The organism is Bacteroidia bacterium, assembly GCA_039924845.1.
GTDB lineage: Bacteria > Bacteroidota > Bacteroidia > DATLTG01 > DATLTG01 > DATLTG01.
On sequence record JBDTAC010000038.1, the window covers coordinates 1 to 17,203 of the forward strand.

Sequence of the window (17,203 nt, forward strand, 5' to 3'; positions counted from 1 at the left end):
CGAAATCCCTGCGGGCTTTCGTTACATCGGTTCGCGAGCTTTGCGAATGTCCAAAGCCCTACGGGACTTCGTACATCTGCGAGTTTTGCAAAAAGCAAGACTCTTCGCAAAGCTCGCGAACCGTTAGGCAACATTGTAGACACACAAGTATGTATCAAGACGCTGAATTAGACTATATCATAACAAAAGTTGTCGACATTGGCAATCGACTTGCTATTACTCCAATTCTCGAACACAAACCTAATATCAAATATGCCGAGGGCTTTGCGCAAAAGATAATTTTGCATTGCCTTACAGTTCGGGCCTTGTCTAACGGATTCCAATATTCGGACGGAAAGATAACTTCTCCTCCTCAAATTGATTTTCCTTCAATTTATGTTTTAGCGAGAGCTGCATTAGAAACGTATCTTGCATTTAATTACGTTTTCATTTCACCAAAGAACGAAGATGAATATAGTTTTAGGTTTTTATGTTGGGACTTAGCTGGCTATCTTGAAAGAGAAAACTTTACAGCCAAGCAAATTGAGCACATTAAAATCCAAGAAGATGAAAAAGTCGCAATAGAATATTTAAAAAAAGAGATTGAAAAGCATCCATATCTCTTGGGCAAGTCCAATAAAATAAAAAGCAGCGCAATCGATGGACAATGGAGATTAAGGAATTCGTGGACAGATCTTGCCGTTGACGCTGGCTTCAAAGAAACTTTTTTTAACCAACAATATAAATTTCTTTGCGCTTACGCCCACTCAAGTCGCCTTAGCATTATTCAGATTCAGCAGACAAAAAACATTGATACCCAAACAAAGGTCATTCAAGCGACAATGAGCTTAATTAAAATCGTTCTCGCAAAATACATTTACGACTATGTTCACTTAATGCCTGCGCTCAAACAAAGTGTGGACTTCAATTCCGCAGAACACGTTCGACTCCTGATATGGAAAAATGTAGGGGACAAAATGACCGGTAACCCAGATGAGGACGCTAACAACGTTGCCTAACACACGTTTGGCAAAAGTGGCGGTTCAGTGCTCCGCAGACTTAATCAAACATTGGTTCTCCGCATCAACATTTGTGGTAAAAATCGCCACCTTCGCCAAGCGCCAAACCGTTAATTTGAAAATGTGCAGATGTACCGATTTAAAAAATACTGAATTAAAAATTGCAAGGTCAAATTTTATGTGTTATTTGCCTGCAATATTCTTTCAATCGAAGAATTTAACAAACTATAAATTAACTAATGCAAAACGAAGAAATAAATATTAACGCAGACTTTCTCACTTTCAAAAATCAAATAGTTCAAAAATTTGGCAAACAATATTTTAAACAGGCTGCAATATTTTTTGAAAGGTCGATGCAACAAGCAAAACAAGGGCATTTACACAGTGCAATTGCAGATGGTAAATTTGCTTTAGAGCTTAGTAATTATTCCAATGACAAAAACGGAATTCAATATCTAATTGGTTTTCTTTCTCAATTACATTGCGACCTCGGACAAATTGGTAAATCAAAAGCATATTATGAATTAGGTTTAAAGCTTCTTGACAAAGAAGCGTCAGACTATGAAGGCGACAAAGAAATGTATCGAAAATTGAAAGAAAATATTGACGGTAAAAACAGAAGAGGAAGTGTCGAGAATGATACGGAAGAATAAAAAGCATCCTCGTAGGCGCTAAGCTGTCGCGAAATATGCGTGATAGTAAGCTAAACGTGTCATACAGTGAGCTTACTATGTCTTCCAATGAACTCACTTTGCCTCACAGTAAGCTCAATATCAATACAAAAGCGAAGCCTTTTTTGATTATCCGCGCAAAGCGAATAGATATTTAAAAAAATAATTTTTCGAACGTCTAAAAAGTGTCATTTTTTTTCAAACAAAAAACGCTATTTTATTTACCTTTGTTTTTATTAAACAACATTTTATTTATGAATAAAGACGCGAAGATTTATGTTGCTGGGCATCGTGGAATGGTTGGTTCTGCTATTGTTCGAAAACTGCAACACGAAGGTTTTAAAAATATTGTAACACGCACTTCGGCGGAATTGGATTTGAAAAATCAGCTTACTGTTGAACATTTTTTTTCTGCCGAAAAGCCTGAATTTGTTTTTTTAGCAGCTGCGAAAGTGGGCGGCATTCATGCCAACAATACCTATCGCGCCGATTTTTTATATGATAATTTGATGATTGAAAGTAACGTGATTCATCAAGCGTACAAACACAAAGTACAAAAGCTACTGTTTTTGGGTTCTTCTTGCATTTATCCGAAACTGGCGCCACAACCACTGAAAGAAGACTATTTATTGACTGGATTATTGGAGGAAACAAACGAGCCGTACGCCATCGCAAAAATTGCAGGCATCAAAATGTGCGATGCGTATAGAAGTCAGTACGGTTGTAATTTTATTTCGGTGATGCCAACCAATTTATACGGACCCAACGACAATTACGATTTGAATAATTCGCACGTATTGCCGGCACTTTTACGAAAATTTCACACGGCAAAAATAGAACACAAAACGTCCGTTGAAATTTGGGGAAGCGGAAAACCGATGCGTGAGTTTTTACACGTAAATGATTTGGCAAACGCTTGCTTCTTTTTGATGGAAACGTATAACGAAAGCGGTTTAGTGAACATCGGAACGGGTGAAGACATCAGCATAAAAGACCTCGCTTTATTGATTAAAAAAATTACAAATTACGAAGGCGAATTAAAATGGGATGCATCCAAACCCGACGGAACACCACGAAAATTAATGGATGTAGGAAAATTACACGCACTTGGATGGAAACATCAAATTAAGTTAGAAGCAGGTATTAAAAGCGTTTATGCCGAAGTGGAAAAATCACTCAAGATTCAATAATTCATCTTCGAAAAATTATTTTTTCAAAAGCACTTTAATCTGAAAGACAGAACTAAAATTCTCATTTTTGAACTATATTTGCATTCTAAAATTAGTCTGTAATTTATGTGGGGATTTCTCATCATCGTTTTTTTTACTTCATTTTTGGTAGTGCTTTTATCAACTCCTTCTTTGATAAAAGTAGCTATTTTAAAACGTCTTTTTGATGCACCTGGAGAAGAGCGCAAACTCCACAAGCGCATGGTTCCTACCATCGGAGGAATCATTCTTTTTGCAGGCACTTTATTTTCATTTTCACTTTGGTTTCCCTCCGAATATTTATCTACTTACGAAGCCATGCGCGTTCCCATAACGCAATTCAAATATCTCATCGCCACCATGCTTATTTTATTTTTTGTAGGCGTAAAAGACGATATTATCGGAACTGCTCCCATTAAAAAATTAGTAGCGCACATTATTGTTGGAATGATTTTAGTATTGATGGCAGGCGTTCGCCTTACTGGATTACACGGCATTTTCGGAATACACGAATTGCCTTATTGGGCAAGCGTTTTTCTTTCCATGTTTACGTATATCGTAGTTGTAAATGCCTTTAATTTAATTGATGGCGTAGACGGATTGGCTGCTGGAATCGGTGCTATTTGCGCTATCGCATTCGGCTTGTGGTTTGCCTTTGCGGGAGATTTTGTAATGGCGTGTTTGGCTTTTGCTTTAGCAGGATCTTTAATCGGATTTTTAATTTTTAATTTTTCGCCAGCCAAATTATTTATGGGCGATTCAGGCTCGCTTACCATCGGACTTATTATCTGCGTACTGGCAATTAATCTCATCGAATTTGATCAAACAAAACTAAGCGGATTTTTAGCACAATTGTCCAAACCTGTTTTTGTGATGTCGGTATTGGTTTATCCTCTTGTAGACACGTTGCGAATTTTTATTTATCGCGCTGTACGCGGAGTTTCACCATTTTCTGCCGATAGAAATCATCTACATCATGCTTTGTTAGATTTAGGTTTAAATCACCGAAAAATTTGTTACACCCTTTATCTTTTCAATGCATTAATTATTGGATTAAGCGTTTGTTTACTGAAACTTGACCCGAGTTATTCCTTTCTGATAGTTGGCGGCTGTGCTTTAATTACATCTCAAATTCCCTTTTTCTTGAAACGTAAAAAGCAACAATTACGCAACGAAAAAGATGTAGCAGAAACAAAAATTGAGCGCGCCGCACAAAAGTAAAAACAAGCTTTCGAAAAATTATTTTTTTAAACGACTTCTATTTCTTCTTTTTGGATAGCAAATTCTTTGCGAAATGTGTCCACTAAATCTAATTTTTCCCAAGAAAAAGTTTCGTATTTTTTTCCGTTCACTTCTTTTATTCCCGGTGTACGTCCCATGTGTCCGTAGGAAGCTGTTTCGCTATAGATCGGATTTTTTAATCCAAAACGTTTTACAATTGCGCTTGGACGCATGTCTATTAATTTCTCAACGCGTGCTGCAATTTCTCCATCGCTTAATTTTTTTCCTTCTTTATTTCGTGCTTTTGCTGTTCCGTAAGTGTACACGTACAATCCTACTGGTTGTGCAATTCCGATGGCATACGCCACTTGCACCAACACTTCGTCTGCAACACCTGCTGCCACCAAATTTTTAGCAATGTGGCGTGTAGCGTACGCTGCTGAACGATCTACTTTGGAGGAATCTTTTCCTGAAAAAGCACCTCCACCGTGCGCTCCGCGACCGCCGTAAGTATCCACAATTATTTTTCTGCCTGTCAAACCTGTATCTCCATGTGGTCCACCAATTACAAATTTTCCGGTTGGATTTACGTGAAATTTAATTTCGTTCCCGAATAATTTTTTAACGCGTGCAGGAACTAATTTTTTAACTCTCGGAATCAAAATATTAATCACATCGTGTTTGATTTTATCCTGCATATTTTTTTCAGAATCAAAATCATCGTGTTGTGTAGAAAGTACGATGGTTTCAATCTTTTCAGGCTTTCCTTTATCACTGTATTGAACCGTAACTTGTGATTTTGCATCCGGACGCAAGTATTTCATTTTCTTGCCTTCTCTGCGAATAACCGCTAATTCTCTCAGTAATAAATGCGCTAACTCCAACGGAAGTGGCATGTAATTATCTGTTTCGCGGCATGCATAACCAAACATCATTCCTTGATCTCCAGCGCCTTGTTCTTCTTCTTTACTGCGCTCCACACCTTGATTGATATCTGAAGATTGCTCGTGTAACGCACTTAAAATTCCACAGGAAACAGAGTCAAATTGATATTCTGATTTGGTGTAACCAATGCGGGCAATTACTTCGCGCGTAATTTTCTGCACATCCACTTTTGCTTTCGCAGTATCGTTGCATTTTATTTCTCCGCCAATCACTACAAGTCCTGTGGTAACAAAGGTTTCACAAGCTACTTTTGCATTGCTATCGTACGTTAAAAACGCATCAATAATTGCATCGGAAATTTGATCTGCTACTTTATCTGGGTGTCCTTCCGACACGCTTTCTGAGGTAAATAAATAAGACATTCGTTTCTATTTTTAGTGTGAGTTTAGAGTCTGCTAAAGTACAATTAATTCATAAAATGAAAAATATTATTTCACGATTATTCTGAATATTTTTTGAATAAAAAGTGTTTCAAAAAATAATTTTTCAAACTACTAATTTAAACAACAGGCTGTACAAGTGCAATCCCTGATAATTTTATTTTCGACATTCCTCCACGCACATTCGTGATATTTTCAAACCCACTTTTTTGAAGTATGGAACTTGCCATCATAGAACGGTAACCTCCAGCGCAATAAATACAATATGCTTGCTTCTTTTTTAAGGTGTGGATTTTTTGAGAAAGCTCTGCAAGCGGAATGGTGATAGCATTTTCGACAATTCCTGTTTCACATTCGCCGGCATTTCGCACATCTATAATTTGAAAATTATTTTTTTCTTGAAGCGTTTTTACAAACGTTTCAGCATCCACTGAATTAATTTTTTCGAGCGGCTTTTTTGCTTTTCCCCAAGCCAAGATTCCACCGTTTAAATAGCCCTTTACATTTTCATAACCCACTCTCGCCAATCGCAAAACAGCTTCTTTTTCCTTGCCTTCATCTGCCACTAAAACAATGGAGATATTTGGGTCAATCAAGGCGCCTACCCAAGGGGCATACTGTCCGTTTAAGCCAATGTTGACGGCATTTTTAATAAATCCGCTTTCAAATACATCAGCAGCTCGAACATCTAAAATTTGTGCGCCATTTGCAATGTGATTTTCAAATTCAATAACTGAAAGTGCTTGTGTATTTTTAGTCAGCACTGTATCAATATTTTCATATCCATTCATATTAATTTTCGCATCCATAAAAAAATAATTCGGAGGAGGCGTAAGCCCTTCGGTAATTGCTTTAATAAAGGCTTCTTTAGGCATTTCTTGCAAAGCATAATTTACTTTTTTCTGTGTACCGATAGTTGAAAAAGTTTCTTTGCCAATATTTTTTCCACAAGCAGAACCAGCGCCATGAGCTGGATATAAGATAACGTTGTCTGGTAAATTTTTTAATTTTTTGAGCGATTCGTACATCATTCCGGCTAAATCGCTTTGCGTAATTTCACTTTTCTGAGACAAATCTGGACGGCCTACATCGCCCACAAACAATGTATCTCCGCTAAAAACGGCATGTGGTCTATCATTCTCGTCCAATAACAAATAACACGCAGATTCCAAAGTATGACCAGGTGTATGCAACACTTTTATTTTTATTTTTCCAATTGTAAAAACTTCGTTATCCTTTGCTATAATTACTTTATAGGCTGTTTCAGCATCGGGACCGAAAATTATTTTTGCGCCTGTTTTTGCGGCTAAATCAATATGCCCCGAAACAAAATCTGCATGAAAATGCGTTTCAAAAACATATTTTATTTTGGCGTTGCGCTGATGGGCTAATTCCGTATAAGGCTGAGTCTCTCGAAGCGGATCAATAATGGCTGCTTCGCCGTTTGACTCGATATAATAAGCGGCTTCTGAAAGGCAGCCAGTATAAAGTTGTTGGATGTACATACTGATTTATTTTTATCGCAAAAATAGAGAATGTTTACAGAATATTTGTAATCGGTTAAAATCAGTTGAAAAAATATTTTTTCGAAGGCGTTTTGGAAAGATGTTTTAGATGTCCTTTTCTGGAATTGGTCTTATAAAAAACGAGGTTCAAAAAATTATTTTTCGAACCTCGTTTTAATTCCTCATTTAAAACCTTCTAGTTAGTATCTGTAATAATCCGGTTTAAACGGACCATCTACTGAAACACCAATGTATTTCGCTTGTTCTGCGTCGAGTGTTTCTAACACCGCACCTACTTTTGCCAAATGTAAATTCGCTACTTTTTCATCCAATTTTTTGGGAAGCGTATATACTTTGTTTTCGTAGTTTTTGGTGTGCATCCACAATTCCAATTGCGCCAATGTTTGATTGGTAAAAGAATTTGACATCACAAAAGAAGGATGTCCCGTAGCACAACCTAAATTTACCAAACGACCTTCTGCCAACACAATAATATCTTTTCCGTTTACGGTATATTTATCTACTTGCGGTTTAATTTCCACTTTTGATTTTCCATGATTTCCGTTTAACCAAGCCATGTCAATTTCATTGTCGAAATGCCCGATGTTACAAACCACAGCGTTGTGTTTCATACTTTTGAAATGACGATCTACAATGATGTTGCAATTTCCGGTAGCAGTAACAATAATGTCAGCTTCTTTCACAGCATCGTCCATTTTTTTCACTTCGTAACCTTCCATAGCAGCTTGTAATGCGCAAATCGGATCAATTTCCGTAACAATTACGCGTACACCACAGCTGCTCAAAGATTCTGCTGAACCTTTTCCAACATCTCCGAAACCTGCTACCACCGCCACTTTTCCAGCAAGCATTAAATCTGTCGCTCTGCGAATGGCATCTACTAAAGATTCACGACATCCGTATTTATTATCGAATTTAGATTTCGTAACTGAATCATTTACATTGATGGCAGGAATCGGTAACGTACCGTTTTTCATGCGCTCGTACAAACGATGCACGCCTGTCGTCGTTTCTTCCGACAATCCTTTGATGTTTTTTACCAATTCAGGAAATCTATCAAAAACCATATTGGTAAGATCTCCGCCATCGTCCAAAATCATGTTAAGTGGTTTTCTTTCTTCTCCGAAAAATAACGTTTGTTCGATGCACCAATCAAACTCCTCTGCGTTCATTCCTTTCCATGCATATACCGAAATTCCTGCTGCTGCTATTGCTGCGGCTGCATGATCTTGTGTAGAAAAAATATTGCAAGATGACCACGTTACTTCGGCGCCTAATGCTGTTAACGTTTCAATCAAAACTGCCGTTTGAATTGTCATGTGTAAACAACCTGCAATGTACGCACCTTTCAACGGTTTTTGTTTTCCGTATTCTGCGCGAAGTGCCATTAAACCTGGCATCTCAGCTTCTGCCAATTGAATTTCTTTTCTGCCCCATTCGGCTAATGAAAGATCTTTTACTTTAAATTTCACGTATTTTTCTACTGCTGTATTTGCCATTTTTATTTTTTTAGATTTATTTTTTAGGAGAACAAAGTTAATTCATTCATTTGTATTGAACAAAAAAATAAATAAAAAACAGGTAAGCGTTTTGTGCTTACCTGTTTCCATTGAATGCTTTATGAATAAAATTAATGTTGGAACTTGTAGGACAACCCTACGCCAAGCACTTCTTTAAATTGCACCCTCGGACCGGAACCTGTTACAACACCGGCGCTGTTGTATTGTGGAATATTAATATTGTCATCGTAAATTAATTGTGTGGAAACATTCGCAACAATATATTTATTTACTTTTAGCATCAACAAATTTTCCCAGTTTACAACGATATTTTGCGGGTTTTTCAAGTAATTACTAAATAATTCCAATTTGGATTGCAAATTCACATTCGTGAAAATATCTTTTTTGAAAACGGCTCTGAGATATCCTCCAAATTCCTCTTCCGTTAGTTTCCCATGCGTAATTAAAGCACCAGTAGTGGTATTGTAGATTGCTTTATCTACACCATAAGCACCTTGATCGGCAAGTGTCTGATCGTTTACAACAACAACTCTTCCTGTTAAAGGACCTAAAAATAAAGAGAAGTAATCACACGGTTTGTAATCCATACCAAGAGAAGCTACCAAATAAGCCGGAGCTAAAAATTTAGAAATTACGGTGGAATCATTCGGATAATTAAATCCTGGAGCCATTTGTGTTTGAAAATTCAACAAAGCCGAATAATACCAATGTTTAAAGGCATAATGACCATATTTCGAGTTTAACTCGATACGGTCATCACTTTTCAATAATTTCGCAGTACCTTGTTGCAACATTCCGTACGCCACGTCCAAGGAATTATCCCAAGTGGTTTTATCTTTTTTATAATGTGCGAAAAGGCTTATTATTCCGCTTCCTGCGATAGAATTTTGACCACCAGCCGCCCAATTGGTAAAGGAAACTTGTGAAAAATTAATCGAAATAAATCCACCAGTATGCCATGCTTTTGTCGAATCTACAGGCGTTTGAGCATTTGCACTTACGCAATAAAACATTGCTATCGCAAGCGATAAAATAATTTTTTTCATATCCATTTTCTGTTTTTTATTTTTTTAATAAATCTCTTATTTCAGTCAATAAAACTTCTTGTGCAGGCGGTGGTGCTGGTGCAGCGGGAACTTCGTCTTTCTTTTTACTCATACTATTGATTGCTTTTACCAGCATAAAAACGCAAAATGCAACGATGGTAAAATCAATAATAGCTTGTATAAAATTACCCAAGTTCATCGTTACTGCTGGTTTCAAAATTTTCCCGGTAGCATCTATAACAGCATCTTTCATTTTCCATTTGATGTCCGTAAAATTTACGCCGCCCAATAATAAACCGATTGGAGGCATTAATACATCGCTTACGATGGACGTTACAATTTTGCCGAATGCAGCTCCAATTACAACGCCGACAGCTAAATCAAGTGCACTGCCTTTAAGCGCAAAATCTTTAAATTCTTGTACAATACTCATAGGATTTTTTTTAGTTAGTATTTGTTGCTGCGAAAATAATTTTTTTTTCGCGATGCAAAAATTATTTTTTTTTGTAATCAAAAAATTTAATTTCGACAAAGTTTTAAAAAGTGCCGTTGAAAAATTATTTTTTCAAATCGAAATAATAAAACGAACTCAAAGCCTAATTTAATTATTTTCGCATTTCTTTAAAAACAGATTAAAATGAACATTCTCATTCTTGGTTCGGGCGGTCGGGAACACGCATTCGCATGGAAAATCGCGCAAAGCAAAAAAAAAGCAACCCTTTTTATTGCGCCCGGAAATGCGGGAACAGCAGCCTTTGGCACCAATATTTCCATTTCAGCAACCGATTTTAATGCGGTAAAAAAATGCGTGTTGGAACACAACATAAATATGGTATTGGTGGGTCCGGAAGATCCTTTGGTAAAAGGGATTCACGATTTTTTTTTAGCAGATGATGTATTGAAAAATATTCCGGTAATTGGTCCACAAAAAGAAGGTGCGCAATTGGAAGGCAGCAAAGATTTTTCCAAACAGTTTATGATTCGCCATCAAATTCCGACGGCACGCTACCAAACATTTACAAAGGAAACACTCAATGATGGCTTACTTTTTTTAGAAACATTAAATGCTCCTTACGTATTAAAAGCCGATGGTTTGGCAGGCGGCAAAGGCGTTGTGATCCCGAATACATTGGAAGAAGCAAAAAAGGAATTTTCCGATATGCTTGTGAATGCCAAGTTTGGCGAGGCTTCCGCGAAAGTGGTAATTGAAGAATTTTTAAAAGGAATTGAACTTTCCGTGTTTGTGTTAACAGATGGAAAATCATATAAAATTTTGCCCTCCGCGAAAGATTATAAACGTATCGGCGAAGGCGATACAGGCTTAAATACAGGCGGGATGGGCGCTGTTTCTCCGGTTCCTTTTGCAGATGAACCCTTCTTAAAAAAAGTAGAAGAACGCGTTATTATTCCGACAATTGAAGGATTAAAAAAAGAAAATATTCCATACAAAGGATTTATTTTTATTGGATTAATGAATGTGAACGGAGATCCTTTTGTGATTGAATACAACGTGCGCATGGGCGATCCGGAAACGGAAGTAGTGATTCCGCGCATTCAATCTGATTTTTTAGATTTGTTGGAAGGTGTCGCTAATACAACGCTTTCAGAAAAAAATTTCGAAACGGATTCGCGTTACGCAACCACTGTAATGCTTGTTTCTGGAGGTTATCCGGAAGAATATGAAACTGGAAAAATAATTTCCGGGTTGGAAAAAGTAAGTGACAGTATTGCTTTTCATGCGGGAACAAAAAGCGAAAATGGAATTGTAAAAACGAACGGCGGACGCGTTATTACTATTACTTCGTATGGTGAAACGATGCGCGAAGCCTTGCAAAAATCATTCGCGAACGCGAAGAAAATCAGTTACGAAAAAAAATATTTCAGAAGAGATATTGGTTCCGATCTTCCATAAAAAAAGCCATTGTCGCAAAACAATAGCTCAAAAAATTAATTTTTCGAAAGGGAAAAGCGCTTATTTCAAAGTGCCGTTTTCTTCGGACTCTTTGTCGTAACGCTTCATCTGAGTAAACCAAATACCGAATGCAATAAAGCCCATTACAATAAAAATAGTTGCAGGAATAGCTCTCAATTTTTCCATCAAACGGAATAAATCTTCGAATAAATTACCAAGTCCGTTAAAAATATCTGTCATATTCATAGGAATATCTTTTTAAGATTAATGAGTGCAAATGTAAAAATAATTCCGGAAATCGAACGTAAAAAAAATTAATTTTGGAAGGTTAAAAAACAGCTATGTTCATTCGCTTTTTCAAATCATCGCAACCAGCCTCGTTTATTTTTTTGCCTTTATTGGCTTTGCTATTGTGGGTTCCGGCGTTTTTAAAACCGCTTCCGCCAAGTGCTTTACAACCTGTTTTTTTATATGCTGCGCTTGCGCAAGCACTTCAAAATAGTGCTTTTTTATCCGTATTAATCGCTTTTTTACTTGTTATTGGAGAAGCTTTTTTACTCAATTATATTGTCAATAAACATGAAATAGCGGAAAAAAAATCGCAATTGCCCGCCATGTTTTATATTCTTTTCATGAGCAATTCCAAGCCGATGTTAAGCTTGCATCCCATTTTAATTGCGCATCTTTTTATATTGTTGATGCTAAATAAATTAATGAATTCGTACCGAAAAGATTCTGCGTTTTCAGATGTTTTTGACGCGTCTCTTTTATTGGCGGTCGCTTCCTTTTTTTATTTACCGACACTCGTTTTTATTCCAATTCTGTGGATTTCATTCATCATATTTCGTCCATTTATTTGGCGCGAATGGGTTATTTCTATTTTTGGATTGCTGACGCCATTTCTTTTTTTAGCGTTTTTTTATTTTTGGAAAAACGATTTGTCGGTGATGCGCACCGAATTTGTTTTTCGCCCTTTTCCTTCTGGGAAACCGGATTTAAAACTTTCTTTTTATTTTTATTTATTGGCGTTTATGTTTTTGTTTGTCAGCTTCCTTTCCTTATCCAGATTGGCTTTCACAATTTCCATGAATAAATTAAAAACCAAAAAGGCACAAACGCTTTTAATTTGGGTGGTTGTTTTCGGATTGTTCACTTTGTTTTTTGCGCCCGCCGTTTCTTCGGTTTATTTTGCTTTTATGAGTATTCCGGCAGCGGTTTTTGTGGGAAATTATTTTTTGAACTTAAAAAAAACAGCTTGGGCAGAAATTCTTTTTTTATTGATTTTAGCGTCTGTCGCGCTGAATTTTAATTTTTGATTCGGAAAAAAAGGGCTTCAAAAAAATAATTTTCTGAACAGAAATAAACACATTCAAAAAAATAATTTTTCAAACCTCTTTTTTTTGAAAAGAACGCAATATCATTCTTATTAACACAATTCGATTAATTGCGCGTTTTTTTGTTCTTTTGCAAAATAGGTTTTTCTCACATTAAAAAAATAATTTTTCAAGTATGGATAATACTATTACAGCAACTTCTTTTCAGTTTCAAGGACAAACAAAATTTTACAAAGGCAAAGTACGCGATGTTTATACCATCAAGGATAAATTGTTGGTTATGGTGGCATCCGACCGAATTTCTGCCTTCGATGTGGTGTTACCAAAAGGCATTCCCTACAAAGGCCAGGTACTCAACCAAATTGCAGCAAAATTTTTAAACGCAACCACTGATATTGTTCCGAACTGGATTCTGGGAATGCCCGATCCCGTAGTAAGCATTGGTAAATTGTGTACTCCTTTTAAAGTAGAAATGGTTATTCGCGGCTATCTTTCTGGTCATGCTTGGCGCGAATACAAATCTGGGGAACGTATTATTTGTGGCGTTGAAATGCCTGATGGAATGCGCGAAAACGATCGGTTTCCAGAACCGATTATCACGCCAAGTACTAAGGCAGACGTAGGACACGATGAAGATATTTCGCGTGAAAATATTTTAAAAAATAATATTGTTTCCGAAGCAGATTATAGTCAATTGGAAAAATATACGCGCGCTTTATTTCAACGTGGCACAGAAATGGCAGCCGCCAAAGGCTTGATTTTAGTGGATACAAAATATGAATTTGGCAAAGCCGATGGAAAAATATTTTTAATTGATGAAATTCATACGCCCGATTCTTCTCGTTATTTTTACAAAGAAGGCTACGAAATCCGTCAACAAAAAGGCGAAGCACAAAAACAATTGTCAAAAGAATTTGTGCGTCAATGGTTAATCGAAAATGGATTTCAAGGAAAAGAAGGACAGATGATTCCTCACATGAGCGACGAATGGATTAACACAATTTCCGAACGCTACATTGAATTATACGAAAAAATTATTGGAGAAAAATTTGTGCGTTCTGATGTTTCAGATGTTCTAAAACGCGTAGAAAAAAACATCATTTCTTTTTTAGAAAAAACGGTATAATCGAAAAACAATTATATTTGGACAAATAATCAATTAAAAATAAAAAATTATGGCAAAAGGGACAATTACGAAAATGGGTCCACAACCCAGTGGTAAACTAACATGTGTAGGGTCTATTCAAGACGAAAGCGGCACAGTAGTTCCTTTTCAACAAGATTATGCAGTAGCTTTAGGACTTGCTGTTGGCTCAAGAGTTTCTTATGAAACGATAACAACTCCTGCTACTGGAAAACTTGCAAACTCACTTACGCCACTTGAAAAAGGGAAGATACTAACAGTTAATACTGATAATCAAACAGGAACATTATCCGATAATGCTTCTGGAAATGAGATACCATTTGATCAATCTTATTTGAAAGAATCGGGCATTTCCGTAGGTTCTATTGTGAAATATGAAACTGTTGATATACCTGCAGGCGGTGGTGTTCCGGCACAAACAATAGCCGTTTCTTTGGTATTTGTAAGAAATTAGAGAATACCGTTTTACGCTCTATTTTCATAGGTCTTTAGTGACTTATCGGTTTTTCTTATTTTTATAATTGATTTTTATGCGAGTTATTAATCGTAGGAAAAAATATTTTTTGTTTAGCTTCTTTATTGCTTGGTGTGGCTTATCTGAAGCACAACAATATAAAATTGATTCGCTGCAAAAAAAGCTGATTGTTACTTCAGCCGACAATCAGCGAATGGAGATTTTGGATAAAATCGGAGCCTATTTTTATTCCACAAATATAGACAGTTCTATATTATACCGGAAACGAGCACTTGCCATTGCCTTAGAAACTAAAAATACAAAAGTTCAAATAAAATTATTGGCTAAAATAGGAGCTACTTACTACGAGCAGAACTCCTCTGATTCGGCAATGTTTTACTTTCTGAAAAATTTGGTATTAGAAGAAAACAATCATTCTCAAAAACAAGAAGCAAACACGCTTATTGGCATAGGAAATATTTATTTTGACCAACAAAATTTCGATAAATCCAGTTCGTATTTTAAACAAAGTCTTGCTATTGCTACGCAAATAAAAGATACGTTTAGCCTTATAAGCGCGCTGAGCAGCCTCGGCAGCATTTATTTTGAGCAGAACAAAGATACCGCTGCCAATACTTATTTTTCACTCGCATTGCATTTATCTCAAATTACCCAAAACAATTATACACTACCGATTCTATTTGGAAATTTAGGCTCGGTATGTAATGATTTGAAAAAGTACGATGAAGCATTGGGATATTACCAAAATGCTTTAGCGATATACAAGAAAGCAGCGAATTCTGATGGAATTATTGTGAACACAATAAATATTGGTAATACTTATGAAGGGAAGGGAGATTATAAACAGGCGCTTTTATACGACACCTTAGGTTTGAAGATGGCAAGAAATATTAACAATCACGAAGACATTTTAAATAGTTTATTCTATACTTCAGAAGCTTATAAAGGATTCGGCGATTTGCCTAAATCATACGATTATTTAAAAAAATACGCGGACTACAAAGACACTGTTTTTCAATTTTCGAATGCTAAAAGTGTAGCTGATATGCAAACTAAATACGAAACCGATAAAAAACAAAAAGAAAATCAACTTTTACTTCAAAAAAATAAATTACAAGATTTAGATTTAAAACAAAAAAGTTTTTTTATCCGCGCTGTTATTATCGGCTGCATCTTCCTGATTTTGTTAATTTTCATTGTTTACAATCGTTACCGATTAAAACAAAAAGCCAATGAGCAACTCGAAATTGCTTATCGAGAAATTGATACGAAAAATAAAATAGTTGAAGAAAAAAACAAAGATATTACCGATAGTATTTATTACGCTCGGCGAATACAACGTGCATTGCTTACTTCCGAAAAGTATTTGGAAAAACAATTGCCAGATTATTTTATTTTATACCAACCGAAAGACATTGTAAGTGGCGATTTTTATTGGGCATTAAATACCGAAAATAAATTTTTTATAGCAACCGCAGATTGTACAGGTCATGGCGTTCCTGGCGCATTTATGAGCATGCTCGGAATTAATTTTTTGAATGAAATTGTGATTGAAAAAAAGATACTTGAACCGAATAAAATAATAGGCGAATTGCGTCAGAATATTATTCATGCACTTAATCCGGAAGATACACAAGAGGAATCGAAAGACGGAATGGACATGGTTTTGTGCGCATTCGATTTCAAGAATAAAAATTTAAAATTAGCAGCTTCCAATAATCCAGTTTGGATTGTTCGGAATGTAGAAAATAGCTCCCCATTTTTGGAAGAAATAAAGCCGGATAAATTTCCTGTGGGAAAACACGATCAAGACAAAATCCCTTTTACCGCATACGAAACAACACTTCAAAAAGGCGATGTAGTATATACCTTTACGGATGGTTATGCCGATCAATTTGGTGGGCCGAAAGGTAAAAAATTCAAATACAAACAATTAAAAGAATTAGTACTTGCTAACTTTTCAAAACCGATGAGTGAACAACAAAAAATAATTACAGAAACACTCGCTAATTGGAAAGGAAATTTGGAACAAGTAGATGATATTTTACTGATTGGAATAAAAGTTTAAAATGAGGATTCGAAAAAATATTTTTTTGACGAGTATTTTTATTGCATTTATTTGCGCGGCTTTTGCGCAACAATCAACTATAGACTCCCTCCAAAATAAACTCAAAACCACTGCGGAAGACACGAATAAATTAAAAACTTTAAATGACCTTGGAGAACGTCTTTGGAGAAAAGGCGACAATATTTCCGCGATGAATATTTCCAATCAAGCCAAAACGCTCGCTGAAAAATTAATATCTTCTTCAACACAAAAAGAGCAACGTCTCGCAAAACACGAACTCGCAAGTGCTTACAGCAATATTGGTACTATTTACGACATTCAGGGTAATTATGCAGAAGCATTAAAAAATGAAATTGCTGCATTAAATATTCGAAAAGAAATTAACGATATCGGAAATTATCCAAATTCTTACATTAATATGGGAATTACTTACGATGAGCAAGGCGATTATTCGGAAGCATTGGAAAACTACTTAGAAGCATTAAAATTAGTAAAACAGAAATCCGACAAACATGAAATGGCAATCATTTTGGGAAGTATTGGAATTGTATATAAAGAGCAAGGAAATTATCCCGAAGCATTTAAAAATGAATTCAAATCGCTCGAAATTAATCAGGAATTAAACAATAAAGATGACATTGCGATTACCTACGAAAATATTGGGAGTTGCTACAAAGATCAAGGAAATTATCCTGAAGCATTTAAAGAGTATCAATTGGCTTTAGGTTTCTATAAGCAAGTGGATGACAAAGAAG

Annotated in this window: 16 protein-coding genes; 10 read left to right on the plus strand and 6 right to left on the minus strand. The window is 36.0% G+C overall.

What is annotated here, in order from left to right; genetic code table 11:
- Positions 1-149 precede the first annotated feature (149 nt).
- The 4 genes from ABIZ51_04065 to ABIZ51_04080 all read left to right on the plus strand — a co-directional run bounded on the left by ABIZ51_04065 (position 150) and on the right by ABIZ51_04080 (position 4,098).
- Positions 150-998 carry a DUF5677 domain-containing protein gene (locus ABIZ51_04065; protein MEO7087949.1) on the plus strand — a complete coding sequence of 283 codons (849 nt, stop codon included), beginning with the start codon at positions 150-152 and terminating at the stop codon, positions 996-998.
- A gap of 239 nt (positions 999-1,237) precedes the next feature.
- On the plus strand, positions 1,238-1,651 hold the full coding sequence (locus tag ABIZ51_04070; protein MEO7087950.1) for a hypothetical protein: 414 nt from the start codon (positions 1,238-1,240) through the stop codon (positions 1,649-1,651).
- A gap of 272 nt (positions 1,652-1,923) precedes the next feature.
- Positions 1,924-2,859 (plus strand): GDP-L-fucose synthase, encoded by a 936-nt coding sequence (locus tag ABIZ51_04075; protein MEO7087951.1) that lies wholly within the window; start codon positions 1,924-1,926, stop codon positions 2,857-2,859.
- Positions 2,860-2,964: 105 nt separating this feature from the next.
- Positions 2,965-4,098 carry an MraY family glycosyltransferase gene (locus ABIZ51_04080; protein MEO7087952.1) on the plus strand — a complete coding sequence of 378 codons (1,134 nt, stop codon included), beginning with the start codon at positions 2,965-2,967 and terminating at the stop codon, positions 4,096-4,098.
- 26 nt (positions 4,099-4,124) lie between these two features.
- On the opposite strand, the gene metK is transcribed toward ABIZ51_04080, so the two are convergent.
- The 5 genes from metK to mscL form a co-directional block, all read right to left on the minus strand.
- Positions 4,125-5,405, minus strand: coding sequence for a methionine adenosyltransferase (gene metK, locus ABIZ51_04085; protein ID MEO7087953.1), 1,281 nt, complete (start codon positions 5,403-5,405; stop codon positions 4,125-4,127).
- A gap of 137 nt (positions 5,406-5,542) precedes the next feature.
- On the minus strand, positions 5,543-6,928 hold the full coding sequence (locus ABIZ51_04090; protein MEO7087954.1) for an MBL fold metallo-hydrolase: 1,386 nt from the start codon (positions 6,926-6,928) through the stop codon (positions 5,543-5,545).
- Between the two features lie 200 nt (positions 6,929-7,128).
- Complete coding sequence (ahcY, locus tag ABIZ51_04095; GenBank protein MEO7087955.1) at positions 7,129-8,448, minus strand: adenosylhomocysteinase; 1,320 nt, start codon at positions 8,446-8,448, stop codon at positions 7,129-7,131.
- A gap of 131 nt (positions 8,449-8,579) precedes the next feature.
- Entirely contained in the window at positions 8,580-9,521 is a 942-nt protein-coding gene (locus ABIZ51_04100; GenBank protein MEO7087956.1) for a DUF3078 domain-containing protein, read from the minus strand.
- 10 nt (positions 9,522-9,531) lie between these two features.
- Positions 9,532-9,948, minus strand: a complete 417-nt coding sequence (gene mscL / locus ABIZ51_04105) for a large-conductance mechanosensitive channel protein MscL (protein ID MEO7087957.1) — start codon at positions 9,946-9,948, stop codon at positions 9,532-9,534.
- Positions 9,949-10,152: 204 nt separating this feature from the next.
- Here mscL and purD point away from each other — a divergent pair, with 204 nt between their 5' ends.
- The gene (gene purD / locus ABIZ51_04110; protein ID MEO7087958.1) at positions 10,153-11,427 is read left to right on the plus strand and encodes a phosphoribosylamine--glycine ligase; all 1,275 of its coding nucleotides are present in this window, start codon (positions 10,153-10,155) and stop codon (positions 11,425-11,427) included.
- Between the two features lie 60 nt (positions 11,428-11,487).
- Here purD and ABIZ51_04115 read toward each other — a convergent pair whose 3' ends face one another.
- A complete protein-coding gene (locus tag ABIZ51_04115) occupies positions 11,488-11,673 on the minus strand; it encodes a uracil phosphoribosyltransferase (protein ID MEO7087959.1) in 186 nt (61 codons plus the stop codon).
- 95 nt (positions 11,674-11,768) lie between these two features.
- Here ABIZ51_04115 and ABIZ51_04120 point away from each other — a divergent pair, with 95 nt between their 5' ends.
- The 5 genes from ABIZ51_04120 to ABIZ51_04140 all read left to right on the plus strand — a co-directional run.
- Complete coding sequence (locus ABIZ51_04120; GenBank protein MEO7087960.1) at positions 11,769-12,743, plus strand: DUF6427 family protein; 975 nt, start codon at positions 11,769-11,771, stop codon at positions 12,741-12,743.
- 193 nt (positions 12,744-12,936) lie between these two features.
- Positions 12,937-13,887 carry a phosphoribosylaminoimidazolesuccinocarboxamide synthase gene (locus tag ABIZ51_04125; protein ID MEO7087961.1) on the plus strand — a complete coding sequence of 317 codons (951 nt, stop codon included), beginning with the start codon at positions 12,937-12,939 and terminating at the stop codon, positions 13,885-13,887.
- Between the two features lie 49 nt (positions 13,888-13,936).
- Positions 13,937-14,359, plus strand: coding sequence for a hypothetical protein (locus ABIZ51_04130; protein MEO7087962.1), 423 nt, complete (start codon positions 13,937-13,939; stop codon positions 14,357-14,359).
- Positions 14,360-14,468: 109 nt separating this feature from the next.
- On the plus strand, positions 14,469-16,448 hold the full coding sequence (locus tag ABIZ51_04135) for a tetratricopeptide repeat protein (protein MEO7087963.1): 1,980 nt from the start codon (positions 14,469-14,471) through the stop codon (positions 16,446-16,448).
- A 1-nt stretch (position 16,449) separates the two neighbouring features.
- On the plus strand, positions 16,450-17,203 hold a 754-nt coding region (locus tag ABIZ51_04140), incomplete at its 3' end, for a tetratricopeptide repeat protein (GenBank protein MEO7087964.1).

Coding starts and splice junctions, on each gene's coding strand:
- ABIZ51_04065 (MEO7087949.1), top strand. CDS start 150: ATGTATCAAGACGCTGAATTAGACTATATCATAACAAAAGTTGTCGAC.
- ABIZ51_04070 (MEO7087950.1), top strand. CDS start 1,238: ATGCAAAACGAAGAAATAAATATTAACGCAGACTTTCTCACTTTCAAA.
- ABIZ51_04075 (MEO7087951.1), top strand. CDS start 1,924: ATGAATAAAGACGCGAAGATTTATGTTGCTGGGCATCGTGGAATGGTT.
- ABIZ51_04080 (MEO7087952.1), top strand. CDS start 2,965: ATGTGGGGATTTCTCATCATCGTTTTTTTTACTTCATTTTTGGTAGTG.
- metK (MEO7087953.1), bottom strand. CDS start 5,405: ATGTCTTATTTATTTACCTCAGAAAGCGTGTCGGAAGGACACCCAGAT.
- ABIZ51_04090 (MEO7087954.1), bottom strand. CDS start 6,928: ATGTACATCCAACAACTTTATACTGGCTGCCTTTCAGAAGCCGCTTAT.
- ahcY (MEO7087955.1), bottom strand. CDS start 8,448: ATGGCAAATACAGCAGTAGAAAAATACGTGAAATTTAAAGTAAAAGAT.
- ABIZ51_04100 (MEO7087956.1), bottom strand. CDS start 9,521: ATGGATATGAAAAAAATTATTTTATCGCTTGCGATAGCAATGTTTTAT.
- mscL (MEO7087957.1), bottom strand. CDS start 9,948: ATGAGTATTGTACAAGAATTTAAAGATTTTGCGCTTAAAGGCAGTGCA.
- purD (MEO7087958.1), top strand. CDS start 10,153: ATGAACATTCTCATTCTTGGTTCGGGCGGTCGGGAACACGCATTCGCA.
- ABIZ51_04115 (MEO7087959.1), bottom strand. CDS start 11,673: ATGAATATGACAGATATTTTTAACGGACTTGGTAATTTATTCGAAGAT.
- ABIZ51_04120 (MEO7087960.1), top strand. CDS start 11,769: ATGTTCATTCGCTTTTTCAAATCATCGCAACCAGCCTCGTTTATTTTT.
- ABIZ51_04125 (MEO7087961.1), top strand. CDS start 12,937: ATGGATAATACTATTACAGCAACTTCTTTTCAGTTTCAAGGACAAACA.
- ABIZ51_04130 (MEO7087962.1), top strand. CDS start 13,937: ATGGCAAAAGGGACAATTACGAAAATGGGTCCACAACCCAGTGGTAAA.